The sequence below is a fragment of the Propionivibrio soli genome, assembly GCF_025770765.1.
Lineage (GTDB): Bacteria > Pseudomonadota > Gammaproteobacteria > Burkholderiales > Rhodocyclaceae > Propionivibrio > Propionivibrio soli.
In genome coordinates, this window is sequence record NZ_JANZKY010000014.1 from 1 (window position 1) to 26,140 (window position 26,140).

The following is a 26,140-nucleotide window of genomic DNA, read 5'->3' on the forward strand; positions in this document are numbered from 1 at the left end:
TCGGCCAACTGTTCCGCAACGTCAAGGTGCTCGACTCCGGCGCCCGCGGCGCCACCACCACCTTCACCGAGCGCGGCATCGGCGACGTGCTGCTCGCCTGGGAGAACGAAGCCTTCCTGGCGGTGAAGGAACTCGGCCCCGAAAAGTTCGAGATCGTCACCCCGTCGCTCTCCATCCTCGCCGAACCGCCCGTGTCGGTCGTCGACAAGACCGTCGACAAGCGCGGCACGCGCCCCGTCGCCGAAGCGTACCTCAACTACCTATACTCCCCGGAAGGGCAGGAGATCGCCGCCAAACACTACTACCGGCCGCGCGACGAGAAGGTCGCCGCCAAGTACGCCAAGCAGTTCGCCAAGGTGAACCTGATCACCATCGATGAAGTCTTTGGCGGCTGGGACAAGGCGCAGAAGACGCACTTCGCCGACGGCGGCACGTTCGATCAGATCTACGGGGCGGCGAAGTAGGGGAGAAAATCGGGTAACGAACCGGCCGTAAGGAGAAAAAGAAAATGAACTTCCAGCAGCTCAGAATCGTGCGCGAAACCGTGCGCCAGGACTTCAACCTGACCACCGTGGCAAACACCTTGTTCACCTCGCAGCCGGGGGTCTCCAAGCACATCAAGGATCTCGAAGACGAACTTGGAATCGAGATCTTCGTGCGGCGTGGAAAACGTCTGCTCGGCCTCACCGAGCCGGGCAAGGAGTTGCTGGCGGTCGTCGAGCGCATCCTGCTCGATGCGCAGAACGTCCGCCACATCGCCGACCATTTCTCAAGCCGCGAAAGCGGCAACCTGGTGATCGCGACCACGCATACGCAGGCCCGATACGCGTTGCCAGAGGTGATCAAAGCGTTCAAGTCCGAGTATCCAAGAGTGCATCTTCTGCTGCATCAGGGAAGCCCGAAGGAGATCGCTGAGTTGGTTGTGGCTGGTGAGGCCGATATTGCGATTGCGACTGAGTCGCTGGCCAACGCCACGGAACTTGTCTCATTCCCGTATTACAGCTGGCACCACGCCGTGGTCGTACCGGCCAGCCACCCGCTCGCCGAACGTCGGGAAGTCAGTCTAGCCGAGATCGCGGATTACCCGATTGTCACCTATCACGAAGGGTTTACCGGGCGCGCGAACATCGACCGGGCCTTCGTCGACGCCGGGCTGGTCCCCGACATCGTTCTTTCAGCGATCGACGCGGATGTGATCAAGACCTATGTCGGCATCGGACTGGGGGTCGGCATTGTCGCCGCCATGGCGTACGACCCCGAGCGGGATCAGGACTTGCGGCGTATCGACGTACCCGGCCTCTTTGCCCCAAATACGACCCGCCTCGCGATCCGTCGGGGCGCTTACCTGCGCAGTTTCGCCTATGCCCTGATCGACAAACTGATCCCCGGGCTGACGGAACAGAAAATCGCCGAAGCGCTGCGCAACGAAACGCTCGGGGGAAGCGACTTCGTGATCTAGGACGCGTTGGAACGCCACGTGCCCAGCTAGTAGGAAGGGAGCGATAGAGCTTTGAGGCGCGCTAATGGATGGGGCACTTCTGGCGGAAGCGGTGAGATTCGAACTCACGAAAGGTTGCCCTTTGCCGGTTTTCAAGAACTCGTAGGCTGATTTTACGCCACTGTGCGCCTCTGGCGTAAGTTTTACGAGTTCCATGAAATCAGTGAGTTGTGCCGGATTTACATTTTGTGGGTATCTTGCCATAGCTTTACCTGGACTGCTTACGGTCTGCGTACCGAACGTCTAGGAGAAGGAAAAAATGGCAAAGCTCACGAAGACCCACATCGACAAAATCACTCTCCCCCGCAAGCGGGTATGACCTGCATTGGGACGAGCAAGACCGAGGGTTTGGCTTACGTGTTACCAAGGACGGGAAGCGCACCTACATAGTGCAAGGGCGGGTCAATGGCAAGGAGGCACGCATCGCAATCGGGGCGCATGGTGTATTCACTGTCGACCAAGCCCGCGAGGTTGCACGTGACCACCTGCGGAGCATGAGGCAGGGCATTGACCCCCGCACCGTTGCCAAGGAGCGCGCAGCCGAGACGGTAACGTTGCGCGACGTAGCAGATGTCTAAAAGCGCGACCGCCCGCTCAAGGAGAGCAGCAAGGGCGAGATCGAGCGCCATGCGACCACAACCTTTGAGGCATGGCTCAAGAAGCCCATGACGAGCATCACCCGCGAGGCGGTCACAAGGCGGTTCAACGAGATTAAGAATCACGGTCTGCGCGGCGCCGGACCCGCACCAGCTCAAGCCAATCAGGGTTTCAGCGTGCTTCGCGCCCTGTTCAACTACGCGATTCGGGAATACCGCAGGCCGGAGGGTACGGCGATCATCAAGGACAACCCCGTTGAGGTACTTCACAAGAAACGGGCTCCGGTCAAGGCCAAGACGACCCGCATACCGGACGGCACGGTTGGCGCGGTGTGGTCAGCACTCCAGCAGTGGCGCGAGGTCGCCTACAACCGCGACACCCTAGCCAGCATTGACCTTGTGATGTTGTTAATGACGCAGCAATTACAAGATGCGTCTCCGAGAACCGGCAACCGATTTGTCATGCAGCCAAGGAACGGCAAATACACTATTTGACGGACAGCGCCCATAAGCGATTGGAACTGTTCCACTTCGTCGCCGAGGGGCAGCAGCGCGTAAGCCTATTGCACGCAACCCGCAGAATTCGGCACCTGTTCAGGCACGTCAAAAAGACGATGAAGACCACTACCGCTAGTAGGTTTGATGGAATCCACCACTGGATGCGGTGCTTACCGGTAATTTGCCATATGCTGCCTTCATCACAACACACCAGCCGAGAAGAGGCCCGCTTTGCCAACTGGCAACGCCCGGAACCAGTAAGCATTCCGCGACCGACTGAAAGACGAGGGCGGCGCTCGCGTCGAATTCACCCTTAACAAAGACCTTCTCCAAGCAGTGAAGCAGGTCAGACAGAGTCTTGGGGCGAGATGTACCCGCCAAGACGGATTAACCCACTTTCTCAACCAAGGAGCATCGGCCGTGAAGACCAATCCAAGCAGAAACCGGCAGGGCTGACCGCCAGCGAAACCGCCGAGCTTGCTCAGTTCAAGACCAAGCTCATCAACGACCATCTGGACGCCCGCGAAGTGCAGGCGAACGGCGGGCCCGCTGGTGTGGTCCACAAGGCCCGCATCAACGCCATGCTGGACGCGAATAACCAGCATCGCCAGAAGTAACCCGATTCACCAACCACAAGGAGCAATCCATGAGCACCCCTGAAATGAACAAGCTGCGCGAAACCCTCACCAGCGTTATCCAGAAGCACACCGAGGCCAACGGCGGATATGACCTACTGCATCCGGAATGGCACGAAGCTGCTGCCAAGGGCGACGACGCGAAAGCCGACAACCTGATGGAAATCGAACTTGAGCGCACGCGCCGCCTGATGCAGCGTCTGGAGCTTCGCCGCGCCAGCCTTGAGCAGGGCATCGGCAGCGCCGAAGAAGTGGCCCGTGCCGCTGCTGCCGCGAAGCTCAAGGCTACCTGTGACGCTGTGCTGGCTCGCGCTACTGCCCGCCTTGCTGACCTTGAACCGCTGGCCGCTTCGGTTGCCAAGCTGGTTGATGAACTGGAAGCGGATTTTGCCGATTGGAAGGAAGCTCGCTATTACGCCACGCAGGCAGGTGCAGCGCCGGAAGGGTTGGGCAGTGTGGAGAACGACCGCCGCGTTAGCCGCCTCGTTGAATCGCTCGGCGTATCCCGTCTCCGCGTCGGTGGAGTCGCCAAAGAGATGAACCGCATCAGCATCATGTAACTGAACAGAACGGCGTAACCTGCGGCCGCGCAACGCTCCCGCATAAGTGCCTGTCTCGTTGGAACTACCAATGACACGAACAGGCAAAGATTCCCGAAACATCACATCAGCACGCGCCGTCCGCGATGCACAACGACGGGCTGAAATGGTCTCCCTCCGCCTTGAGGGTTTGACGCTCGAACAAATCGGCGAACGTATGGGCGTAGGCAAGCCCACGCGTGTCGCGTGTCATCAGCAATGCACTTGCCGCGCATACCCGCGAACCTGCCGAAGAACTGCTGGCCCTTGATCTAGGGCGCTGTGACGCTCTGCTGTCTGAGGCCATGCAGACCGACAAGGCCTTCCACCCGCTTGTGAGCGCGGGCCGTGTGGTAAGCGCCCCCATGCTGGACAGTAACGGCCAGTCAGTACGCAACCCCGAAACCGGCGACGTACTGACGCGGGTACTGGAGGACAAAGTGCCGAAGCTGGCGGCGATTGCCACAGCGGTTCGCGTCATGGAACGACGCGCCAAGCTCCTTGGCCTAGATGCAGCAACCAAGCTCCAGCAGGAAGTGACCATCACCGAGCAGGAACCCGCCTACGACCTCTGCAAGCTCGACATGAATGAAATGCACCTCTACGGCTACCTGCTGGAGAAGATGCACAACCCCGACAGTCCAGACCGCGCCGACCGCCCAAGCTGCGCGACGAAGTGCAGGCCAAGCTCACGCCCACCGAGATTGGCATCCTGCAAGCGATTTTCAAGAAGTTGGACGTGCAGTACCTCGCCGCTGACACGGTGAGCGGGCTGTATGCCCCGCCCGCACTGCAAGCCCCATAAGGAGAACGAACAATGCTCACGAAGCACACCGACCACAAGGCCCGCTCCCATTTCTTATTCGACGACGAACACAGGGCGCCAGCGGCACGCTATACGATCATCTTCGAGGGGCGGGAGGATGTGGTTATCGCTCAGCCCTTCGAGTCAGCCGCCGCTACTTGGCAGCGGGTGCTGGCGCGACTTGCTGAAAACCGCACCATCATTCGGCACGGCGCTTGGCGAGGGCGCGAGTTTCACTACGTCACCATTTATTCAGGCATCGAACCGACCGAAACGCAGCGCAAGGAACACATGCGCGACGGGATCAATGCCTGCCTGTATCAGATGGCAGACCCGGCGAGGAGCAAGGACGCCGAGTCCCGCGTGCAGGCGCTTATCGCATTGAACGACCTGCATGGGCTGAACCAGCCGCGAACGGTGTATGTGGTCGCCCTGCCCACGCTGGAACAGATCGAAGCCGAGATTGCCCCCGCGAGGTTCAACAATGACAGAGGGGCGCGATATGTTGAGCCGGCCTATTGGCCGCAGTGCGACGATAGGCGGGAGCCTGTACTTGACCCGAATTACGACCCGCCCCGCGTCATTCGGTATGTCGGCTGGCGTCCCTGCTCCTGCTGCGGCAAGAAGTTCTTTAGTCGTGACGTAGCGAGCATCCGCCTGTGTGGCCCGTGCAAGGACGGCACGCGCCGAGAAAGCTGGTAGTCCCCAACCAACCCCACTGTCAGACAGAGGCGAGGCATAGCAGTGAGTTCCTCGATAACCTAACCTCCGCAGCTTGCGGGGTGATTCCTCAGAAACCTGACGCAGCCAAGCCGCCCTAGTCGCATGACTTCGACGGGCTTGTTTTTGCCATGACAAATTATCGGCAGCAATCGGGCTAATCGTCGGCGTGTGCCGCTTTGAACATCATCAAGGCAAGCGTATTGAGGATTAGTCGAACGTCGCCTATACGAACTGACGATTGTGGGCGGCGTAGCAGGCAGCACAGGCGCTGATCGGGCATAGGGTGCTAAGGGTATTGGCGCGAGTACTGCGCGGCCTGTAGCCGCGCTATCTGCAGTAATTTGGAAGCAGTTACGGTGTTTTCGCAGCTAGTTTGCGGTATAACTGGCGTGCGATTTTATGTGAGGGCTGCTCAATCAATCTATAAAATATATAGCAACCAAGCAGGATGAAAGGCACGGATATTAGAATGAAAGGCACGGATATTATTTTGCTTAAGGTTAATAATTTGAACACAATTATCCAGGCGAGAATATGAAACAAATAGATGGAGTAGCTCCATTTTCCGATTCGATCAAGCCAGTGTTCGTGTTTCGCGGCAGCGATTTCTGAGCTAATCCAAGCGGCACACAAGATGGCGAATAAGTTTCCCGTCAAATAGAAACCTACGGCGGTGTTCATTGTGGCCCAATAGCAAAAGCTTGCAATAATGGCGACCGAGAATCTAAGTGGAACAACAGGACCCGAGTGCTTACCGCGCTCCGCCAGAGCACAACCAATAAGCCAACTGGGGAGACCAATTATCCAGTTCATACTCCAGCCATAGATGGCGGCGCTTCCGTACTGATCAGACCCCTGCCAAAGCGCGAATCCGTAAGCCACAACAAAAGCTACTGCCCACTGTAATGAGAATGGAAGCCATCTGCGATGCAGAAAAAGAAAGACGGGGTAAAGAGCGTAGTACCAGAGTTCGCAAACGATACTCCAAAGAATATAGCCGTCCACTGGATTAAAGTCAGTCAGGCCGAGTTGATATGACAGTGGCCAAGCTATAGCAGCGGGGATGGATATTCGAATAAAGCGAGCCAACCAAAAGGCACGACAAGGCAATTCTGATTTGACATACGGGGCGTGAATGCAAAATCCAGAAATAACAAAAAATGCAACTACAGCTGGGTAACCCGTAAAAATGTATTTTGCAAGCCCTGGCAATGAGGGACCCACAACATGTGCTAGGAGGACGCTTAGGGCCGCAATCGCGCGAAGTCTATCGATCCCAATAACGTAATTTGCGCTGCTCATTGTGTTATCAGTGCCTAGCCGAATCGACCCTATAAGACTTACTATCTGCTTACCGCTCTGTTTTGTTCCCGGCCCTGATTGGCACCGGGTTTGCCCTTGCATGTGGTCAGTTGCAGGGCTTTTCTTCACTTGCTTTGCACCGCGAAGAACTGCGCTAAGCCCTTGTATTTATTGGCGGAGGCGGTGAGATTCGAACTCACGAAAGGTTGCCCTTTGCTGGTTTTCAAGACCAGTGCAATCGACCACTCTGCCACACCTCCGACTCGCTACTTACAACAAATTTCAAGACCGGTGCAATCGACCACTCTGCCACGCTTCCGACGTTCCCGAGGCGACCCTCGGCAGTGGGCGCGTATCATACCACGGGGTTACAAATCGTTACCTCCAGCCTTGCAACTTGAGGCATGCTTGCTTAGTCTTACGTAAGCAGTAAAACCGTTCCTTTAGGAGGATGAATAGATGCAACCTCAGTATCAGATGACAGGTCAGGCCACTCGCGAGGTGGCGCAGCAGCAGAACAAGGTCTTGCGCAATACCTACATGTTGCTCGCACTGTCCATGGTGCCGACGGTCATTGGCGCGTTGCTCGGCGTTCAGCTCGGGTTCTCGCTGTTTGCCGGCAGCCCGCTGATGTCGTTCGTAGTCTTCCTGGCAATTGCGTTCGGCTTCATGTGGGGTATCGAGCGGACGAAGGACAGCGCGATGGGCGTCGTCCTGTTGCTTGGCTTCACGTTCTTCATGGGGCTCATGCTTTCGCGCATCTTGCAGGTAGCGCTCGGTTTCTCGAACGGCGCTTCGCTGATCGCGACGGCGGCAGGCGGCACGGGCGCGATCTTCTTCACGCTGGCCGGTATCGCGACCGTGACGAAGCGGGATTTCAGCTCGCTGGGCAAGTTCCTGTTTGTCGGCGTCGTGGTGATTCTGCTGGCAGCGCTGGCCAACATCTTCTTCCAGATTCCGGCCCTTGCGCTGACGATCTCGGCGGCCGCCGTGCTGATCTTCTCGCTGTACATCCTGTACGACATCAGTCGTATCGTGCATGGCGGTGAGACGAACTACATCACGGCGACGCTGGCGGTCTACCTGGACGTCTACAACATCTTCGTGAGCCTGCTCAACCTGCTGATGGCCTTCAGCGGTAATCGCGACTGACGCGAACCATATTACCGGCCGCGGGGCGATCGTTCCGCGGTTCGGCAGAAAGACGAAGGGCGGCGAAAGCCGCCCTTTTTTATTGCTATTGCGCGAGGAACTCGGGGCCTTGCATCATCCTTGACCCGCGCCTTCCCGCCGTCTCCGAAAAGGTGACTTCGTGACGCGGCAGGTCGTCGAGGGTCAAAGGGGACGCCAGTGCTCCAAGCCCGGTCAATTCGTAGCCACGTTCCACCCAACCTGCGAGCAACCGGGCAAAGACGCTCGGGAACTTCATTCCTTCGAGTTCGGCACGCAGGGTGAAGACGTGGTCCCCAGGAATTGCACTCGATAGCTGCAGTATCCGATCGGCCGCCTGGTCAGCCGAGAAGGAAGGCTCCAGCGCCAAGATCTCGTCGATGGTCGGCAGCGTCGTCGGAATCTGCGGGCATAGGACGATCTCCCCGTCGATGACCGGAATGAAGGGGTGGCTGCCGTGGCAATCGCTTGCGTACGCGAAGCCGAACCGCTGCGTCAGGCGCAACGCGTGACGGTTGGTCCGCCATCCCGGGGCGGCGTACGCCGTAGGAAGCGATCCGAAGAGTTCGGCGTATCGCTTGCAGCCTTCACCGAATTGCCACCCGACCCAACTGTTGTCGGCACGTTCGATGTTGCGTTCCCAAAGGGCGCGGTTCCAGGCGTGGAGCCCCGTCTCAAAGCCGGCCTCCGCCACTTTGCGTAAAGTCTCGGCGCAGCGCGTACCAATGTCGGGTGACGGAAAGAGAACGCCATAGAGGCGCGTGCTGCGATCATAGTATTGCGCTAATGAATACCCCCGCGCTTCCTTGCCGCTGGAGTCCTTGCCGAGCGAAAAGAAGAAGGTTCCCGGCGTTCCGTGTTTCGACAATTGCTCGGTTAGGGCGGGGACGCCGACAAGCGTGCCGCGATAAGTGTCGACGTCGATCTTGAGCGCAATGTGTTTCATTGGCGAGGAAAGTCTCGTTTCTGTTCTTTAGTATTTCGGATTATCAACAAACCTATTCCGCGAACCCGGTGAAGTAGTCCTATACCGCGTCCGGGGGGTGCCGCTCAGGCGAAGAGCAGGGCGGCCGCAGCCTTTCGTCCTTCGCTGACCAGCACGTTGAATGTTCGGCAGGCTGCCTGAACGTCCATGACCTCAAGGCCCTTCTGAACCTTGGCAAGCGGTCGCATGAGTCGGGGCTCGGGAAAACGGAGCTGGTTACCGGTGCCGAGCAGGATGATCTCGACCTCGAGCGCGGCAAGGGCTTCGATGTCGGATTCGGCCAGTGTTTCAAAGGTCGCCGACGTCCAATCGGTGATCACGCGGTCGGGTAGAACGATAAGGTTGCTGGTGTGGCGCATGGCGTTGACACTGACATAACCTTCGCCATACGCGGTGAAAACGTTGCGGCTTTCGGCCTGGATAACCTGCAGCTTCATAATTTGCGGCGCGAAATGCGGTAAAGTTACGATTATATCTTGTTGCAGGATTTGGTTCGGAGGCGCGCAGTTCCGTGCTTCCGGTGGCTGCGAACTGTGAGCGGAAAGGACGGTTTGCCTTCGGGCAACCGCGAGGTTGAAAGCGATGAAAACCATTCGGAAATCGAACAAGCTGGCTGACGTGTGTTATGACATTCGGGGACCGGTCCTCGAACAGGCGCGCAGAATGGAGGATGAGGGGCAAAAGATCATCAAGCTGAACATCGGTAATCTGGCCGCCTTCGGCTTCGATTCGCCCGAGGAAATACAGCTCGATATGATTCGCAACCTGCCCAACGCCGCAGGCTATTCGGATTCGAAAGGAATCTTCGCCGCACGCAAGGCCGTCATGCATTACACGCAGCAGAAGGGCATCAAGGGCGTGACGCTCGAAGACATCTATATCGGCAATGGCGTTTCCGAACTGATCGTCATGTCGATGAACGCATTGCTCAATGCAGGCGACGAAGTTCTGGTGCCGGCGCCCGATTACCCGCTGTGGACCGCGGCCGTCAGCCTCTCCGGCGGTACCCCGCGGCATTACCTGTGCGACGAGGGCAGTGGCTGGCTGCCCGATATCGAGGACATGCGAGCCAAGATTACCCCGAACACGCGTGCGATCGTCGTCATCAACCCGAACAATCCAACGGGCGCCTTGTACCCGGATAGCATTTTGCTCGAGATCATCGAGCTGGCGCGTCAACACGATCTCATCATTTATGCGGATGAGGTGTACGACAAAATTATCTACGACGGCGGTACGCATACCGCCGTCGGCTCGCTGTCGGAAGACGTGGTGACGATTAGCTTCAACGGGCTCTCGAAAAATTACCGCTCGTGCGGCTACCGCGCCGGGTGGATGGTGGTCTCCGGCGATTTGCGGAATGCGCGCGACTACATCGAGGGGCTCGATATGCTGGCGTCGATGCGGCTGTGCGCCAACGTCCCGGGGCAATACGGGATTCAAACCGCGCTTGGTGGTCATCAGAGCATCAACGAACTGGTTGCACCGGGCGGACGAATGCGGAAGCAACGCGACCTCGCGCACGAGCTGATCACGGCGATTCCGGGTGTGACGTGTGTCAAGCCGAAAGCAACGCTGTATATGTTTCCGCGGCTCGATCCGAAGCTTTATCCGATCACCGATGACCAGGCCTTTATCGCCGAGTTGCTGCGTGAAGAACGTGTTCTGCTGGTGCAGGGCACAGGCTTCAATTGGCCAAACCCGGATCACTTCCGTCTGGTTTTCCTGCCGCACGAAGATGACCTGCGCGAGGCGGTCAGCCGCGTGGCACGCTTCCTCGAAGGCTATCGCAAACGGTTCAGCGTATGACCCTGCGCGCCATTGCCGTTACGGACGATGCGGGGAGTGTGATCGAACCGGAGTGGCTGGCGCGCGCGGAACCGGTGCATCGGCAACTGCGCCCGCAGCTGCCGGCAGATTACGCAGGCCGTCTTGCCCGGGTTTTTGCGAACGGTGCCCACCTCGCCGTAGTGGCCGACGGTGAGGTCGTAGTGTGTGTTGCCGTGTGGCGCTTGATCGAGAACACCTACGAAGGGCGTCGCCTCTATGTCGACGATCTGGTCAGCGATGAAACGCGGCGTTCACAAGGTGCCGGAAAGCTGATGCTCGACTGGCTAGAAGGCCGTGCACGCGCTCTGGGCGCCGACGTTCTCGCGCTCGACTCCGGGGTGCAGCGCGCAAGGGCGCACCGTTTCTATTTCCGTGAAGGGCTTCATATTTCCTCGTTTAGTCTAAAGAAAGTACTGAAATGAAAGCGATCAACGTTGGGCTTCTTGGCATCGGTACCGTCGGTGGCGGCACCTTCACCGTTCTCAAACGCAATGCCGAGGAGATAACGCGTCGCGCCGGACGTCCGATCCGGATTTCAGTCGTCGCCGACAAGAATCTGGAGCTCGCCCGGAAAGCCACCGAAGGGACATGCAAACTGACCGACGATGCCTTTTCGGTCGTTTCCGACCCCGACATCGATATCGTGGTCGAACTCATCGGCGGCTATGGGGTTGCCAAGGATCTCGTCCTCAAGGCCATCGAGAACGGCAAGCACGTCGTTACAGCCAACAAGGCGCTGTTGGCGACCCACGGCAACGAGATCTTCTCCGCCGCTCAAGACAAAGGCGTCATGGTGGCCTTCGAGGCAGCCGTCGCTGGTGGGATTCCCATCATCAAGGCCTTGCGTGAGGGGCTTACGGCTAACCGGATCGAATGGATCGCCGGGATCATCAACGGAACGACGAACTTCATTCTTTCCGAGATGCGCGACAAGCGTTTGCCGTTTGACGTCGTGCTCAAAGAGGCACAGCGGCTCGGATATGCCGAGGCTGACCCCGCCTTCGATGTGGAGGGCATCGATGCTGCGCACAAGCTCACGCTCATGAGCGCGATCGCGTTCGGCACCCGTACAGCTTTTGAAAAGGCGCACGTCGAGGGAATCACCAAACTTGAAGCGGCCGACATCAAGTATGCAGAGCAACTCGGGTATCGCATCAAATTGCTCGGCATTACGAAGCGGACGCCCGAAGGGGTCGAGTTGCGGGTGCATCCGACATTGATTCCTGCGAAGCGGCTGATTGCCAACGTAGAGGGCGCGATGAACGCCGTACTCGTCAAGGGCGATGCCGTTGGCGCAACCCTTTACTATGGCAAGGGCGCTGGCGCCGAGCCCACGGCTTCTGCCATCATTGCCGACCTCGTAGACGTAACCCGGATGCACACAGCCGACCCCGGGCATCGCGTTCCGCATCTCGCATTTCAGCCGGACGCCGTGATGGATCTGCCGGTCCTCCCGCTATCCGAAGTGGTGACGAGTTATTACCTGCGCCTGCGGGTGGAGGACAAGCCGGGCGTTCTCGCCGACATCACGCGTATCCTGGCCGATCAACAGATATCGATCGATGCCATGATTCAGCGCGAACCGGACGAGGGCGAGGAACAGACCGACATCATCATGCTCACGCACCGTACGCGCGAAAAGAATATCGATGCGGCGATCGCCAAGATCGAGGGGCTCGCCGTCGTCAAGGGCAAGATCACGCGGCTGCGGCTCGAAGAACTCCTGTAGGGGGCGATTCGTTTCGAGTTAGTTTGCCGGCGGGGCGCCGAGCGTACTTCGCGTGTGGCGCCGGCTGGCTTTGTCTTGCCCGACACCCCCTCTTTGTATCTCCGGCGTGTCGCCTGCCGACGCCTGCCACCGCCAAGCCTCACAGCTCCGATCTATGCCGGAGCTTAAGGGGCGTTCTTTAGTTTCTTATGGTTAATCAGCGGCTTATGTCGTCTTCTTAAAAAAAACTTCAAGATTTTCCGCTCTTTTCCGTAGAATACTGCACCTGCCCGCCAAGTGACGGACAACGGAGAAGAATAATGAGGCGCAACGACTTTCCATCCTCCATGCACTCCAATCGGCTCGCGTCCCGGCGACTACACCGCCGCGCGGCGTCGTCGATGCCGCCAACATGCCAGAGCGAAACTCGGCCACAGGCCGCCCCGGCCACCGTTGTCGGATTACCTGAAACCGTGGTTCGTGAAGCCGGAATGTTCGAACTGCTGGCCGCCGAGTTGAGGATCGCCGAACTTGAAGCGGAGCTGGCCAAAGCGCGCGATGCGGCGTGCATCGATCCCCTGACAGGCGCGTTGAATCGACGCGGTTTTGCGCAGGCGAGCGAACGGGAACTGGCGCGAGCGCGCCGTACCGGACAGCCCGTTTGCATCGCGTACATCGACCTCGATGATTTCAAGCAGTTGAACGACACATTCGGCCACCTTGCCGGCGATCGGGCGCTCGTTCATTTTGTCGAGTCGCTGCATCGCTCGATGCGTCCTTCGGATGTCCTTTGCCGCCTGGGTGGGGAGGAGTTTGTCGTCATGCTTGCCGGCGCTGAGTTGCCGGATGCGGCGGCTGTCGTTGCGCGTTTCTTACGCGATTTTTCCGCGCACACGATCCTTGGCACCGGGTGTACGATGACTTTCAGTGCCGGTGTTGTTGCCTACGCGCCCGGTGAATCGCTCGAATCGGCAATCCAGCGTGCCGATGCCGCGACCTACGAAGCCAAGAAGGCTGGCAAGAATCGCGTCGTCATGCGTTGAGTGCGTCGGCGGAGCGTTCCTCCGCACATGGTAAACTCGGGGCCTTTCACGCATCCGTTCCGTAGGCCCATGCGCTACATTTCGACTCGCGGCGATTCGCCGAAATCGCAAACCAAATCCTTTTGCGAAATCCTGCTGGGCGGCTTGGCTCCCGATGGTGGCTTGTATCTTCCGGAAGCCTATCCGACGGTCTCGCGGGCAGAACTCGATGCCTGGCGCCACCTTTCCTACGCGGACTTGGCGTTCGCCGTGCTATCAAAGTTCATCGACGATATCCCGCCGGCAGACCTCAAAGCGCTAACCCGGAAGACTTACACCGCCGAGGTTTACTGCAACGCACGGCCCGGTGACGACGCCAATGAGATTACGCCCTTGCGCTGGCTCGAACCGGGGTTGGGGATCCTCGAACTGTCGAACGGCCCGACCCTGGCGTTCAAGGATATGGCGATGCAGATGCTCGGAAACCTGTTCGAGTATGTGCTGGCCCGGGAAGGTGAGGAGATCAACATCCTCGGCGCGACATCGGGGGACACAGGCTCGGCGGCCGAATACGCAATGCGGGGCAAGCGCGGCATTCGGGTTTTCATGCTTTCGCCGCATGGACGGATGAGCCCGTTCCAGCGTGCGCAAATGTACTCGCTGCCCGACCCGAACATCTACAACATTGCCGTGCGCGGGATGTTCGACGACGCTCAGGACATCGTGAAGGCGGTGTCAAACGATGCGGCATTCAAGGCTAAGTATCGCATCGGGGCCGTTAACTCCATCAATTGGGCCCGCGTGGCCGCGCAGGTCGTTTACTACTTCAAGGGGTATCTGGCCGCCACCCGGTCTGCTGACGAGCCGGTCGATTTCGCGGTGCCGTCGGGGAATTTCGGCAACATCTGCGCCGGTCATGTCGCCCGCATGATGGGATTGCCCATCGGGCAACTCGTGATGGCGACGAACGAGAACGACGTGCTCGACGAATTTTTCCGAACAGGAGTGTATCGACCGCGTACGCCGCAACAGACGTTTACCACCTCCAGTCCGTCGATGGACATTTCGAAGGCGTCGAACTTCGAACGTTTCGTTTTTGATCTCGTCGGGCGCGAGCCAAGTGTCGTGCGCGACTTGTGGTCCAGGATCGACGCCGGCGAGGGTTTCGATCTTTCGAAAACACCGTATTTCGTTGATCTTCCGAGGTTCGGCTTCGTTTCCGGCTCAAGCCGCCATGCCGACCGCGTGGAGACTATCCGCCGTGTCTTCGACACTTACGGCGTGACAGTCGACACCCATACAGCCGACGGCCTGAAAGTCGCCTTCGAAAAACGCCGGCCCGGGATACCAATGGTGGCGCTCGAAACGGCGCTTCCGGCAAAGTTCGAGGAGGCGATCGTCGAGGCGCTCGGGCGGAAACCCGAGCGGCCGCGCTCGATGGAAGGGCTTGAGAGCTTGCCGCAGCGCGCCGAGGTGATGGACGTCGATCCGGAAGCCGTAAAACGCTATATCGTCGAACAGTTGGCTCGTTGAGACCGCAAGCAGCATTCGAAACGCAAAGGGCGCTAAAAGCGCCCTTTGTTCTATCGATCAGCGGTCGATCCGATCTAGAGATAAATGACGGCGGGGAATACCGCCGCCGCAAGTACGAGAACAAGCCACTCCAGATTGTTCCTGGCCAGGAAGCCAGTGAAATGCAGTACTAGTATCGTGATCGCAACCACGTAAAACAGCGCAAACAGCATATCGGAACGCCCCTTATCTGCTCATCGCAAGCCGAGCGTCGCCCAGCTGCTCCCCGCGTCCTAGTTTTTCATTACAAATTATAGCGACGGTTGCGTGAGCGCGATGTGAGATATTTCTCGCGTCCTCACGACTTTCCACATGACTGTATGCGGAAAGTATGAGGTGCCTTGTCCTATCCTTCGAAGCGCATCGAAAGATCGAGAGCGCGCACGTCTTTCGTGAGGCTCCCGATCGATATCCGGTCAACGCCCGTTTCGGCGATTCCGCGTACTGTTTCCAAATTCACGTTGCCCGATGCTTCGAGTATGGCGCGCCCACCGGAAATCTGGACGGCCTCGCGCATCTGGTCCAAAGACATGTTGTCGAGAAGGACCATCTTGGCTCCGGCGTCCAAGGCTTGGCGCAATTCGTCGAGCGTTTCGACTTCGACCTGGATGAACGAACAGCGCCCACTGGCTTCGGCTACCGATGTCGCCTGAGCCATCGCGGCGGCAATGCTGCCGGCTGCCAGAATATGGTTTTCCTTCACGAGGATGGCATCGTACAGCCCGAGCCGGTGATTGCCGCCCCCTCCGCACTTGACGGCGAATTTCTGCGCCAGACGTAGGCCCGGAAGTGTTTTACGCGTGTCGACGATTTGCGCGCGGGTTCCAGCAACGGCGTCGACGTATTGGCGTGCCTTGGTCGCGACTCCTGAAAGCAGCTGGAGAAAATTGAGCGCCGTCCGTTCCCCCGTTAGCAGCGCACGGGCTGGGCCTTCCAGGAAGCACAACTCTTGGTTCGGAGCGATGCTCTCTCCGTCCTTGGCTTGCCAGCGGATGGTGATTGCTGGGTCGAGCGATTGAAAACAGCAATCGAACCAAGCCGTTCCGCATAAAACGGCCTGCTCCCTCGAAATGACCGTGGCCCGTTTAGTGAGTTTCCCCGACACCAGCTGTGCTGTGAGATCACCAGCTCCTACGTCTTCGGCGAGGGCGGCGGCGATATTGCGCTCGATTTCCGAAGCGAGATCGGTGGCGGGAGTGGGGGCGAAGAGTGTGGTCATGGTATGCGAAAGCGCTTGTGGCGGAATCGAAGATTCTACCATCGCCGTTGCACCTCTTTCGGCGCAAGGCGCATGTTGCCGAATGCCAGCCGGTATGAGTTCTCTTCGGACTTCTTCCGAGCAACAAGACGGACAGGAAACGTTGAGGGTTCACCAGCAGTATCCCGTTTGTGGGATGACGGGTTCGAAACCCCGCTTTGGAACAAGGACCGTTACGTGGGGCCGATCAGCGCTTGTCGGGTTAGGCGGGTGCCATCCCACCTCAACACCTCACCACGATGTTCGTGCCAGTCGGACAGTACCCAGCGCTCGACGTGGATACCGTCGACGAGGTGAGCGTGCGTCGCCGGTCGGTGCGTATGACCGTGGATCAGAGTGGCATAGCCGCGGGTGCGCAGAAAGTCTTCCGTTTCGGCAGTGTTGACGTCCATAACGCAGGCGTCTTTCTCCCGCTTCTTGTCTTCACTTTGCCGCCGCATTGCAACGGCGATCGCCTTGCGCTCCGCGAGCGGTTTGGAAAGAAAGGCGGCGCGCCAAGCGGAATCGCGGACTTGCGCGCGAAACGCCACGTATTCCGCGTCGTTGGTGCACAGAATGTCTCCGTGCGAGAGAACGAACTGCCATCCATCCGCCGACAGGACAAAAGGATCGGGGACCAATCGAACGCCGCTGCGTTTTTCAAAGAGGGTGCCAAGCAGGAAATCCCGGTTGCCGTGCATGACCGAAACCTGGACGCCGCGTCCGGCCAACGAGCGCAGTCCATCGGCGACAGCCCGCTCGCAGGCTGCTTCCGGGTCATCCAGGTAATCGTCGCCGGGCCATGCTTCGAACAGATCGCCGAGGATGAACAGTTGGTCGGCCGACAGCGCTTCGTGTTCGAGATAATCGAGAAAGATGCGTGTGGCATCGGACGCCTGCGCCGAAAGGTGCAGGTCCGAAATGAAATGGATCACTGTCCCTGCACCGTTTGTGAAGTCTTAGCAGACTTCAGCGCGCTCGATGATGACGTCTTCCTTCGGTACGTCTTGATGGAAACCGGAGTTTCCGGTTTTCACATTCTTGATCTTGTCCACCACCTCCGTACCTTCGACAACTTTGCCGAACACGCAGTAGCCCCAGCCATTGCCGTTGGGCGACTTGAAGTTCAGGAAGTCGTTGTCGACGACGTTGATGAAGAACTGCGCCGTGGCCGAATGCGGATCGCCGGTACGGGCCATGGCGATGGTGTAGGCATCGTTCTTCAGTCCGTTGTCGGCTTCGTTCTTGATCGGAGCCTCACAGGGCTTCTGTTTCATCCCCGGTTCGAAACCTCCGCCCTGGATCATGAAGCCTGGGATGACGCGATGGAAGACGGTGTTGTCATAGTGCCCGGCTTCCACGTAGGAGATGAAGTTCTTGACCGTCTCCGGGGCCTTTTCGGCGTCGAGTTCGAGGGCAATGACGCCGAAATTGGTGTGCAGCTTGATCATGAGGTTTCCTTATTTCTTGTCCGAAAGCACTTTGACTGATTGAATGGTGACGGGTTCGAGCGGCACATTCTGATGCGGTCCGCGATTGCCGGTGGGGATCTTCGCGATCTTGTCGACAACGGCCATACCCTGAACAACCTTCCCGAACACTGCGTACCCACCGCCGTTCAAGGGGTAATCAAGTTGCCCGGAGTTGTCGACGAGATTGATGAAGAATTGCGAGGTGGCTGAATCAGGATCGCCTCGACGTGCCATGGCGATCGTTCCGCGCGAGTTCTTGAGGCCGTTCTTGGCCTCGTTGGGAATCGGGTTTCCCGTTGTTTTCTGTTCCATTGTCGGCGTAAACCCACCGCCCTGAATCATGAAGCCGTCGATCACGCGGTGGAAGGTGGTGCCGTTGTAGAAACCTTCGTTGGCGTAACGAAGGAAGTTTTGGACTGTCTTCGGCGCCTTTTCCGAGTCGAGATCGATGACGACCGTTCCGGCGCTCGTCTGCATCTCGATCGTCGGCGCAGCAAGAACGGCCATCGAGAATGCCAAGGCGGATAGCGTCAAAGCGTATTTCGTCATCAAGCAGCTCCTTCGAAAATGATTTTCCATGCGCCGTCCTCGCGAATCCAGTACTGGCGCTTCTTCATTTGGTTGTTGAGGTTGTTGCTTTGGTAATCCTGCTCGAACGTAACGACCACGAGTTCGTCCTTGCCGGGGTCCCGGAACATCGACAGGTTTGACAGCTTGATCTTGATCCAATCCTTGCTCGCGTTAACCTGCCGCTTTTGTTTCGCGTACTGCTCAAGATCCTGGTCGCTGGAACGGAAGTTCTTCGAGTAGTGCCGTAGGTACCGGTCGATGTCCTTGCTTTCCCAATCGCTGCGCCAAGTCTCGATAGCCTTGTTCAGCGTGCGGCGCTCATTTTGCCAGTCGTCGAACGAAAGCCACTCGATCGAGTTGCTGATGATCACCGGCGTCAGTCCGATCTGCAGATTCTTCGCCAAAGCCTCAAGGTCTGCATTGGACAGCACGACACAGCCATCCGAGGCTTTCGGAGGGCGCGAATACGTGTCGGACGGGGTTCCATGCAGCCAAATGCCATGACCGTTGCGCCCCTGCCGTTTGTCCCATTCATTCGGGTAGTTGATCGGGAACGCACCACTGCCGTAGAAGTCGCCGACTTTCTTCGGCGAAAGGCTCGACGTGACGTGATAGACCCCGGTCGGCGTTCTCTTGTCGCCTTCGCGGGTCTTGTCCGCTCCGAGCTTTCCGTGCGAGATGTAGTAGTCGGCGACGAAGCGCGGGCGGCCCGAAGCGGTGTCGTTCTGGTAAAGGTACAGTCGAGCTTTTTGCGTATCAACGACTACCGCGTATTTCTGATCGGGCGGCATCTGCATCAGGTACCGCGGAACATACTCCATCGCCGCCGACCGATTGCGGTAAGCCTTCAGCCGGGCGATGGCTTCATCGCGCAGGTCCGCGAGTTTATCGGGCGGAGCGTTGCTTACGTTTCCGAACGTCGATAGCGGCATGCTGCGCGCAAGCAGTATGTCGCCCTTGATCAGATGCGCGAGGCGGAAAGTCGGGTATTGCTTGAGCAAGCCTTCGGTCAGGCTGAGTGCGTTGTCGAGCCGGTTTTTCTCGATTTCGTCGAAGATGCGCGAGAGCTGTGGTTCAAGTCCGGAATCCGAAAAAACCGTCGCTCCGGAACCCTGGCCGGCAACGACAGACGGATTGGCGGGGCAAAGAAGAACCAAGGCGACGGCGAACGTCGCCTGAGCCGCCCGGAGCGTTAGCCGACGCGTTCTTGCTGAATGAGCCATTTGCCCCCGGATTTTACGAAAACCACGGTCTTGCTGGCCGATGACTTAAGCGTAGACGACGTGTATTGCTGACGAAACTTCACCGTCGCCTTGTCGTCGGCAACGGAGACCTTGATATCGCTGACTTCCACTTGCAACTTGCCGGGCTTGTCGATGCGCTTTGCGCGTTCGGCTTCCCAGGCCTTGCGTGGCATGCCATCGGGCGTGCGGAAATCGCTGGCGTAGTAGCTCAGGTACGCTTTCACGTCCTTGCGCGACCAGGCGTTAGCCCAACCCTGCAATGCTTTTGTCACTTCCGCTTCGACAGCCGGCGCAACGTCCGGTTTTTCTACCGCCTTGGGTTCCGGAGTCTTCGTTTCCGGAGCCTTGGCTTCAGGGGGCGCCTTGGTTTCCGTCGCCTTTGGCTCAGGGGCCTTTGCTTCGGCGACCTTCGTTTCGGGCGCCTTCGTAGCGGCTGGTTCCGGATTCTTTTCGGCGGGCTTGGGTTCCTGCGCCGCAACAGGCGAAGTCGTAGCCTTCGTCTCCGAGCTGATGCCCGATCCCGCTTTGCCGCTCGTCCCGGGCTTCGCCGACGTGCTGATGAGTTCCTTGATCATCGAGAGCTTGGTTTGCGTAGCGCGGTTCGATGAGTCGAGCTGCAGGGCCTTGTCGTACGCTTGGCTTGCGAGCTTCGCATACACATCGCCCAGGTTCTCGTGAGCGATGGAATAGCTCGGGTGCGTGCGAATTGCCATCTCCAGTGCTGTGCGCGCCTTGTCGTATTGCTTTTGCTGCGCGTAGAGAACGGCAAGATTGTTGTAGGGCTCGGGAAGCTCCGGGAAGTCTTCGGTCAGTTTGGTGAAAACGGCAATTGCGTCCGCCGTACGGCCCATCTCTGTGAGAATCAGCCCCTTGAGAAAGCGGCCTTGGGCATCCTTGGGTTTCGTCGCGATGTAAGCGTCGGCTTTTTCCAGCGCCTGCGGCATCTGGCCTTGCTTCATCAGGCGTTGGACGTCGGGGAGCGTCTGTGCGTTGGCGAACGTCACTGAAGCGCTCAGAAGCAAACCGACCAGAATGGCTGAAACGCGCGCCAGCGAAGGCGTTTCGGGGAGCGAATGCATCGTTATGGTATACTTCTGCGAAGTTGGTTACTTAACCTGCGGATTCTAGCAAGAAGCGCGTCGAATCCAAAGTTTTCCTGATGCCCCGTACGCTGGCGAATCTGCGCGGGGCGCCACCGAGTCAAGTAAAGAATATGCTCAAAATCTACAACTCCCTGGCCAGGGAAAAGCAGGATTTTGTCCCGATCGAACCCGGCAAGGTGCGCATGTACGTCTGCGGTATGACCGTGTACGACTACTGCCATCTCGGGCATGGCCGGGTTCTTGTCGTGTTCGACGTAGTGCAGCGCTGGCTTAAGGCGAGCGGGTATGACGTCACCTATGTTCGCAACATTACCGACATCGACGACAAAATCATCAAGCGTGCCGCGGAAAACAGTGAAACGATCGGTCAGCTGACTGAACGCTTCATCCGGTTCATGGACGAGGATGCTGCGGCGCTCGGCGTTGAAAAGCCGACGTACGAACCGCGAGCCACGCAGTACGTGCCGCAGATGCTCTCGCTGATCGGCCAGCTCGAGTCGAAGGGTCTGGCCTACAAGGCGACCGACGGCGACGTGAACTTCTCCGTACGCAAGTTTCCGAGTTACGGCAAGCTTTCTGGCAAGTCACTGGACGACCTGCGCGCCGGTGAGCGTGTCAATGTGGATCTTGCGAAACAGGATCCGCTCGACTTTGTGCTCTGGAAACACGCAAAAGAAGGCGAGCCGTTCTGGGAATCGCCTTGGGGACACGGCCGTCCCGGCTGGCATATCGAGTGCTCGGCGATGAGTTCCGACATTCTCGGCAAGCAGTTCGATATCCACGGAGGCGGGCAGGATCTGCAATTCCCGCACCACGAGAACGAGATTGCACAGTCGGAAGGCGCGCACGATTGCCGCTTCGTGAATTACTGGATGCACAACGGTTTCGTACGCGTCGATAACGAGAAGATGTCCAAATCGTTGGGCAATTTCTTCTCCATCCGCGAAGTGCTCAAGAAGTACGACGCGGAAGTTGTGCGCTACTTCATCCTGCGGGCGCATTACCGCAGCCCGCTCAATTACTCGGATGTGCATTTGGACGATGCCCGACAATCGCTGGTGCGGCTTTATACCGCCCTGAAAGCGGTGAAAGGCGAAGACTGCACGGTCGATTGGGAAGAAGCCCACGCGCGGCGCTTCCGCTTGGCGATGGACGACGACTTCAATACGCCCGAGGCGTGCGCGGTATTGTTTGATCTTGCCGCTGAAGTGAACCGTAGCAAGTCCCCGAAACTTGCCGGTCAGTTGCGTGCGTTGGCGGGGATTCTTGGTCTCCTGAGGCGCGACCCGCAGGCTTTCCTGCAAGCGACCCCAGGCGGTGCAAGTGAAGGCTCGGCGGAAGGCGAGTTCGCTCCGGAAAAGATTGAGGCAATGATCGCCGAAAGAGTAGCCGCCAAGAAAGCGAAGAACTTCGCCGAGGCCGACCGCATCCGTAGTGCGCTACTCGCTGCGGGGATTGTTCTGGAAGACACCGCGCAGGGCACCAACTGGCGACGGGCCTAGGCTACTCCGGTGATGGAAAAGCTTCGTGTTTGCACGGCGTGGCGTGGCGGCGAGGAGTGTCTGGCCTGTGACGGCCGGGAAAATGCATTCTTCGCCGGTCTGCCTCCGGATGTTGTCGGCTGCCTGCACGTCGATGTGAACAACACCGCCGTTCAGGGCGGTGAAGTGCTCTATGAGCCGGGAACCAAGCCTGAGCAGGTTTGGGTCTTGCGGACCGGTGCCGTCAAATTGCTCTCTTCGTCATGGGACGGGACGCCGCGGATCGTGCGTGTTCTCAAGGCAGGCGATGTGGCTGGGCTCGAGGCGCTCCTCTCGGGCAAATACGCGCACACCGCGCTTACGGTCGGTACCGTGCATTCGTGCCGGATTCCGCTGCCGGCGGTCGAAGACCTGTGCCTTCAGTATCCCGGTTTCCAATGGAACCTGATGAAGCAACTGCAGGGCGCCGTGCAGGAAACGGAGCAATGGCTGGTCGACATGGCGAGCGCGGGGACGAGCGCGCGCGTGCGCATGGCGCGCTTGCTTCTTCGTTTGCGCGATGGCGAAAGCAGCCGGATTCACAACTTCACGCGTGAGGAACTGGGCCTGATGCTGGGCATTGCACTAGAGACGGCGAGCCGCATCATCGCCGCCTTCGTACGTGAGAAGCTCTTGGTTCGCCGCGAGCCGGGCAGCCGTTTCTACGATGCGGACATCGTGCGGCTTGAGCGTATCGCCAGAGGCAGCTGACAGCCGGGAAGTGAATTGCGGTGAGGGCCTCTGCGGGTTTTGATATCTAGGGTTCGGATAATAAAAAAGGCCGGCTAAATGCCGGCCTTTTTTATTTGTTGTCCGCCAGATCGGATCTACGGTCAAGCCGTTGATGAGCCGAATCGCGAGACCCCAGCTTTATCTCCATCAACCCGCAAAGAACTCCCGCGCCTTGTCCATCCACGACTTGGCGCGCGGGTTGTGCTCGGCTTCGTTTTCCTTGCTGCTCTCCTCGAGTTCGCGCAGCAGCTCCTTCTGACGCTCGGTGAGATGGACGGGGGTTTCGACGACGACATGGCAGAGCAAGTCGCCGTGCGCGTGGCTGCGCACACCCTTGATCCCCTTGCCGCGAAGCCGGAAGACACGCCCTGATTGGGTCTCGGCCGGAATCTTGATCTTGGCGGCGCCATCGAGCGTCGGGATATCGATCTCTCCACCGAGCGCGGCCGTCGTAAAGCTGATCGGCATCTCGCAATGCAGGTCATTCTGCTCCCGCTGGAACACAGTGTGCGGCTTCAGGTGAATCTGCACGTAGAGGTCGCCGGACGGTCCGCCGTTGATTCCATGCTCGCCTTCTCCGGAAAGCCGGATGCGATCACCTTCGTCCACGCCCGCAGGAATCTTGACCGCCAACGTCTTGTGCTGCTTGACTCGGCCGGCGCCGTGGCAACTACCGCACGGCTCCGCGATGAACTTGCCGCTTCCGTGGCACTTCGGGCAGGTCTGTTGGATCGAGAAGAAACCCTGCTGCAAACGTACTTGACCGCTACCCTGGCAGGTCGGGCAGGTCTTCGGCTGCGTACCGGCCTTGGCGCCAGAGCCTTTGCACGAGTCGCAGACCTCCATCGTCGGGATGCGGATCTTCGTTTCCGTCCCAAAGGCCGCCTGCTCGAGCGTGATTTCAAGGTTGTAGCGCAGATCGGCGCCGCGATAGACGTTTGACCGGCCGCCGCGCGAGGCGCCGCCGCCGAAGATTTCGTCGAAGATGCCGCCAAAAGCGTCGGAGAAGCCGCCGGCACCGAAACCGCCGAAACCACCGCCCATCCCGCTCTGCGGATCCACGCCGGCATGGCCGTACTGGTCGTACGCCGCCCGTTTCTGGTCGTCCGAGAGAATCTCGTACGCTTCCTTGGCTTCCTTGAAGTGCTCTTCGGCCTTGGGATTATCCGGATTGCGATCCGGGTGATGCTTCATGGCCAGCTTGCGGTAGGCCTTCTTGATTTCGTCTTCCGAGGCGTCACGGTTGACGCCGAGAACCTCGTAATAGTCGCGCTTTGCCATGGGGCTTTCGAACTAAAGGGAAAGGGGCGAGGGCGCGATTATACGCCCTCGCCCAGAACGGCCGATGCCTTACTTCTTGTCTTTGACTTCCGTGTACTCCGCGTCGACGACGTCGCCATCGTCCTTCTTCGCTTCGCCAGCGCCGGCGGCTCCCGCGCCTGCGCCCGCCGCACCGGCATCGGCTCCGCCAGCTTGCGCCTGCTGCTTGGCGTACATCTTTTCGCCGAGCTTCTGGGCGGCTGTGCCCAGTGCTTCGCTCTTGGCTTTGATGGCGTCGATTTCGTTGCCACGAATCGCTTCTTCGGCTTCCTTGATCGCTGCTTCGATCTTGCCTTTCTCTTCGTCCGACAACTCGCTGCCGTACTCGGTCATCGACTTCTTGACCATGTGAATCATGCCGTCGCACTGGTTGCGGGCTTCCGCGAGTTCGTGCGCCTTCTTGTCCTCTTCGGCGTGCAACTCAGCGTCCTGCACCATGCGCTTCACTTCATCCTCAGACAAGCCGCTGGAGGCCTGGATGCGGATCTTGTTCTCCTTGCCGGTGGCCTTGTCTTTGGCCGAAACGTGCAAAATGCCGTTGGCGTCGATGTCGAAGGTGACTTCGATCTGGGGCATGCCGCGCGGAGCGGGCGGGATATCGGAAAGGTTGAACTGGCCGAGGCTCTTGTTGCCCGACGCCATTTCACGCTCGCCTTGCAGCACGTGGATTGTTACAGCCGACTGATTGTCGTCGGCCGTCGAGAAGACTTGCGACGCCTTGGTCGGGATCGTCGTGTTCTTCTTGATCAACTTGGTCATCACGCCGCCCAGTGTTTCAATGCCGAGCGAGAGTGGGGTGACGTCGAGCAGCAGGACGTCCTTGACTTCGCCTTGCAGCACGCCGCCCTGAATCGCAGCACCCACGGCCACGGCTTCATCCGGGTTCACGTCGCGGCGAGGCTCCTTGCCGAAGAACTCCTTGACCTTGTCTTGCACCTTCGGCATACGGCTTTGACCACCGACCAGAATCACGTCGTCGATGTCGCTTACCTTGACGCCGGCATCTTTGAGCGCGATGCGGCACGGCTCGATCGTGCGTTCGATCAGTTCATCAACCAGCGACTCAAACTTGGCACGCGTGATCTTGAGCGCGAGGTGTTTCGGGCCCGACGCGTCCGCCGTGATGTACGGCAGGTTGATTTCGGTTTGTTGGCTGGAGGACAGTTCGATCTTGGCCTTTTCGGCCGCGTCCTTCAGGCGCTGCAGGGCGAGCACGTCGGCCTTCAAGTTGACGCCCGATTCCTTCTTGAACTCTTCGATGATGTAGTCGATCAGGCGTTGATCGAAGTCCTCGCCACCGAGGAAGGTGTCGCCATTGGTCGACAGCACTTCGAACTGATGCTCGCCGTCGATTTCGGCGATTTCGATGATCGAGATGTCGAACGTGCCACCACCGAGGTCATAGACGGCAATCTTCTTGTCCCCCTGTTTCTTGTCCATGCCGAAGGCGAGCGCCGCGGCCGTCGGCTCGTTGATGATGCGCTTTACTTCCAGACCGGCGATCCGGCCCGCGTCCTTGGTGGCCTGGCGCTGACTGTCGTTGAAGTAGGCCGGTACGGTAATGACCGCTTCGGTCACTTCCTCGCCCAGATAGTCTTCGGCCGTCTTCTTCATCTTGCGCAGCACTTCGGCGGAAACCTGCGGCGGCGCAATCTTGTTGTTGCGCACTTCAACCCAGGCGTCGCCGTTGTCAGCCTTGATGATCTTGAAGGGCATCAGCGAGATGTCCTTCTGGACTTCCTTTTCCTCGAAGCGGCGGCCGATCAGACGCTTTACCGCGAACAGCGTGTTGTGCGGGTTGGTGACGGCCTGGCGTTTGGCCGGCGCCCCGCAGAGGATCTCGCCCTCTTCGGAGTAAGCGACGATGGAAGGCGTCGTGCGTGCGCCTTCGGAGTTCTCGATGACCTTCGGCTTGCCGCCTTCCATGACCGCCACGCAGGAGTTGGTGGTGCCCAGGTCGATACCAATGATCTTGCCCATGTCAGTGTCCTTTTATGAAATTCGTGAAATACCGTAAAAA

General features: G+C 58.8%; 27 protein-coding genes and 1 tRNA gene. 16 read left to right on the forward strand and 12 right to left on the reverse strand.

Annotated elements, in window-relative coordinates; genetic code table 11:
- The 8 genes from NZ453_RS16170 to NZ453_RS16205 all read left to right on the forward strand — a co-directional run.
- Positions 1-464: sulfate ABC transporter substrate-binding protein (locus NZ453_RS16170; protein WP_263771767.1), on the forward strand; the 464-nt coding region annotated here is incomplete at its 5' end.
- 44 nt (positions 465-508) lie between these two features.
- The gene (locus NZ453_RS16175) at positions 509-1,459 is read left to right on the forward strand and encodes a CysB family HTH-type transcriptional regulator (RefSeq protein WP_263771768.1); all 951 of its coding nucleotides are present in this window, start codon (positions 509-511) and stop codon (positions 1,457-1,459) included.
- 428 nt (positions 1,460-1,887) lie between these two features.
- Complete coding sequence (locus tag NZ453_RS22230) at positions 1,888-2,076, forward strand: Arm DNA-binding domain-containing protein (protein WP_420851676.1); 189 nt, start codon at positions 1,888-1,890, stop codon at positions 2,074-2,076.
- Between the two features lie 87 nt (positions 2,077-2,163).
- Positions 2,164-2,589 (forward strand): hypothetical protein, encoded by a 426-nt coding sequence (locus NZ453_RS16185; protein WP_263771770.1) that lies wholly within the window; start codon positions 2,164-2,166, stop codon positions 2,587-2,589.
- A gap of 371 nt (positions 2,590-2,960) precedes the next feature.
- Positions 2,961-3,209 (forward strand): hypothetical protein, encoded by a 249-nt coding sequence (locus NZ453_RS16190; RefSeq protein ID WP_263771771.1) that lies wholly within the window; start codon positions 2,961-2,963, stop codon positions 3,207-3,209.
- Between the two features lie 29 nt (positions 3,210-3,238).
- Positions 3,239-3,787, forward strand: a complete 549-nt coding sequence (locus NZ453_RS16195; protein WP_263771772.1) for a hypothetical protein — start codon at positions 3,239-3,241, stop codon at positions 3,785-3,787.
- Positions 3,788-4,005: 218 nt separating this feature from the next.
- A complete protein-coding gene (locus NZ453_RS16200) occupies positions 4,006-4,572 on the forward strand; it encodes a hypothetical protein (protein WP_263771773.1) in 567 nt (188 codons plus the stop codon).
- A 50-nt stretch (positions 4,573-4,622) separates the two neighbouring features.
- Positions 4,623-5,312 (forward strand): hypothetical protein, encoded by a 690-nt coding sequence (locus NZ453_RS16205; protein ID WP_263771774.1) that lies wholly within the window; start codon positions 4,623-4,625, stop codon positions 5,310-5,312.
- A gap of 372 nt (positions 5,313-5,684) precedes the next feature.
- Here the strand turns inward: NZ453_RS16205 and NZ453_RS16210 are convergent, their stop codons facing one another.
- Both NZ453_RS16210 and NZ453_RS16215 read right to left on the reverse strand, forming a co-directional pair.
- On the reverse strand, positions 5,685-6,635 hold the full coding sequence (locus tag NZ453_RS16210) for an acyltransferase family protein (protein ID WP_263771775.1): 951 nt from the start codon (positions 6,633-6,635) through the stop codon (positions 5,685-5,687).
- 172 nt (positions 6,636-6,807) lie between these two features.
- A tRNA-Ser gene (locus NZ453_RS16215) sits at positions 6,808-6,895 on the reverse strand.
- 199 nt (positions 6,896-7,094) lie between these two features.
- On the opposite strand from NZ453_RS16215, the gene NZ453_RS16220 reads away from it, so the two are divergent.
- Complete coding sequence (locus NZ453_RS16220) at positions 7,095-7,787, forward strand: Bax inhibitor-1/YccA family protein (RefSeq protein ID WP_263771776.1); 693 nt, start codon at positions 7,095-7,097, stop codon at positions 7,785-7,787.
- Positions 7,788-7,872: 85 nt separating this feature from the next.
- Here the strand turns inward: NZ453_RS16220 and NZ453_RS16225 are convergent, their stop codons facing one another.
- A complete protein-coding gene (locus tag NZ453_RS16225; protein WP_263771778.1) occupies positions 7,873-8,751 on the reverse strand; it encodes a polysaccharide deacetylase family protein in 879 nt (292 codons plus the stop codon).
- Positions 8,752-8,855: 104 nt separating this feature from the next.
- Positions 8,856-9,227: an Mth938-like domain-containing protein gene (locus NZ453_RS16230; RefSeq protein WP_263771779.1), complete on the reverse strand. Its 372-nt coding sequence runs from the start codon at positions 9,225-9,227 to the stop codon at positions 8,856-8,858.
- 145 nt (positions 9,228-9,372) lie between these two features.
- Here NZ453_RS16230 and NZ453_RS16235 point away from each other — a divergent pair, with 145 nt between their 5' ends.
- From NZ453_RS16235 to thrC, 5 genes are all read left to right on the forward strand, one after another.
- Positions 9,373-10,599, forward strand: a complete 1,227-nt coding sequence (locus NZ453_RS16235) for a pyridoxal phosphate-dependent aminotransferase (RefSeq protein ID WP_263771780.1) — start codon at positions 9,373-9,375, stop codon at positions 10,597-10,599.
- Positions 10,596-11,042 (forward strand): GNAT family N-acetyltransferase, encoded by a 447-nt coding sequence (locus tag NZ453_RS16240; protein ID WP_263771781.1) that lies wholly within the window; start codon positions 10,596-10,598, stop codon positions 11,040-11,042. Before NZ453_RS16235 ends, NZ453_RS16240 begins: the two co-directional genes overlap by 4 nt.
- A complete protein-coding gene (locus tag NZ453_RS16245) occupies positions 11,039-12,349 on the forward strand; it encodes a homoserine dehydrogenase (protein WP_263771782.1) in 1,311 nt (436 codons plus the stop codon). The genes NZ453_RS16240 and NZ453_RS16245 overlap by 4 nt, the downstream gene beginning before the upstream one ends.
- Before the next feature lie 299 nt (positions 12,350-12,648).
- Positions 12,649-13,371 (forward strand): GGDEF domain-containing protein, encoded by a 723-nt coding sequence (locus tag NZ453_RS16250; RefSeq protein ID WP_263771783.1) that lies wholly within the window; start codon positions 12,649-12,651, stop codon positions 13,369-13,371.
- A gap of 69 nt (positions 13,372-13,440) precedes the next feature.
- Positions 13,441-14,883: a threonine synthase gene (gene thrC / locus NZ453_RS16255; protein WP_263771785.1), complete on the forward strand. Its 1,443-nt coding sequence runs from the start codon at positions 13,441-13,443 to the stop codon at positions 14,881-14,883.
- Positions 14,884-15,268: 385 nt separating this feature from the next.
- On the opposite strand, the gene nadC is transcribed toward thrC, so the two are convergent.
- The 6 genes from nadC to NZ453_RS16285 all read right to left on the reverse strand — a co-directional run bounded on the left by nadC (position 15,269) and on the right by NZ453_RS16285 (position 20,524).
- Positions 15,269-16,141 carry a carboxylating nicotinate-nucleotide diphosphorylase gene (nadC, locus tag NZ453_RS16260; protein WP_263771938.1) on the reverse strand — a complete coding sequence of 291 codons (873 nt, stop codon included), beginning with the start codon at positions 16,139-16,141 and terminating at the stop codon, positions 15,269-15,271.
- Positions 16,142-16,353: 212 nt separating this feature from the next.
- The gene (locus NZ453_RS16265) at positions 16,354-17,094 is read right to left on the reverse strand and encodes a UDP-2,3-diacylglucosamine diphosphatase (RefSeq protein WP_263771786.1); all 741 of its coding nucleotides are present in this window, start codon (positions 17,092-17,094) and stop codon (positions 16,354-16,356) included.
- 24 nt (positions 17,095-17,118) lie between these two features.
- Positions 17,119-17,610, reverse strand: a complete 492-nt coding sequence (locus tag NZ453_RS16270; protein WP_263771787.1) for a peptidylprolyl isomerase — start codon at positions 17,608-17,610, stop codon at positions 17,119-17,121.
- Between the two features lie 9 nt (positions 17,611-17,619).
- Positions 17,620-18,180 carry a peptidylprolyl isomerase gene (locus NZ453_RS16275; RefSeq protein ID WP_263771788.1) on the reverse strand — a complete coding sequence of 187 codons (561 nt, stop codon included), beginning with the start codon at positions 18,178-18,180 and terminating at the stop codon, positions 17,620-17,622.
- The gene (locus NZ453_RS16280) at positions 18,180-19,424 is read right to left on the reverse strand and encodes a L,D-transpeptidase family protein (protein WP_263771789.1); all 1,245 of its coding nucleotides are present in this window, start codon (positions 19,422-19,424) and stop codon (positions 18,180-18,182) included. The genes NZ453_RS16275 and NZ453_RS16280 overlap by 1 nt, the downstream gene beginning before the upstream one ends.
- Positions 19,394-20,524: a L,D-transpeptidase Cds6 family protein gene (locus tag NZ453_RS16285; RefSeq protein ID WP_263771790.1), complete on the reverse strand. Its 1,131-nt coding sequence runs from the start codon at positions 20,522-20,524 to the stop codon at positions 19,394-19,396. The genes NZ453_RS16280 and NZ453_RS16285 overlap by 31 nt, the downstream gene beginning before the upstream one ends.
- A 134-nt stretch (positions 20,525-20,658) precedes the next feature.
- Between NZ453_RS16285 and cysS the strand changes: the two genes are divergently transcribed.
- Together cysS and NZ453_RS16295 are read left to right on the forward strand one after the other, a co-directional pair.
- The gene (cysS, locus tag NZ453_RS16290; RefSeq protein ID WP_263771791.1) at positions 20,659-22,050 is read left to right on the forward strand and encodes a cysteine--tRNA ligase; all 1,392 of its coding nucleotides are present in this window, start codon (positions 20,659-20,661) and stop codon (positions 22,048-22,050) included.
- A 12-nt stretch (positions 22,051-22,062) separates the two neighbouring features.
- The gene (locus NZ453_RS16295; RefSeq protein ID WP_263771792.1) at positions 22,063-22,779 is read left to right on the forward strand and encodes a Crp/Fnr family transcriptional regulator; all 717 of its coding nucleotides are present in this window, start codon (positions 22,063-22,065) and stop codon (positions 22,777-22,779) included.
- A 168-nt stretch (positions 22,780-22,947) separates the two neighbouring features.
- Here the strand turns inward: NZ453_RS16295 and dnaJ are convergent, their stop codons facing one another.
- Positions 22,948-24,081 carry a molecular chaperone DnaJ gene (gene dnaJ / locus NZ453_RS16300; RefSeq protein WP_263771793.1) on the reverse strand — a complete coding sequence of 378 codons (1,134 nt, stop codon included), beginning with the start codon at positions 24,079-24,081 and terminating at the stop codon, positions 22,948-22,950.
- A gap of 69 nt (positions 24,082-24,150) precedes the next feature.
- Positions 24,151-26,100, reverse strand: a complete 1,950-nt coding sequence (dnaK, locus tag NZ453_RS16305) for a molecular chaperone DnaK (RefSeq protein WP_263771794.1) — start codon at positions 26,098-26,100, stop codon at positions 24,151-24,153.
- Positions 26,101-26,140: the final 40 nt, after the last annotated feature.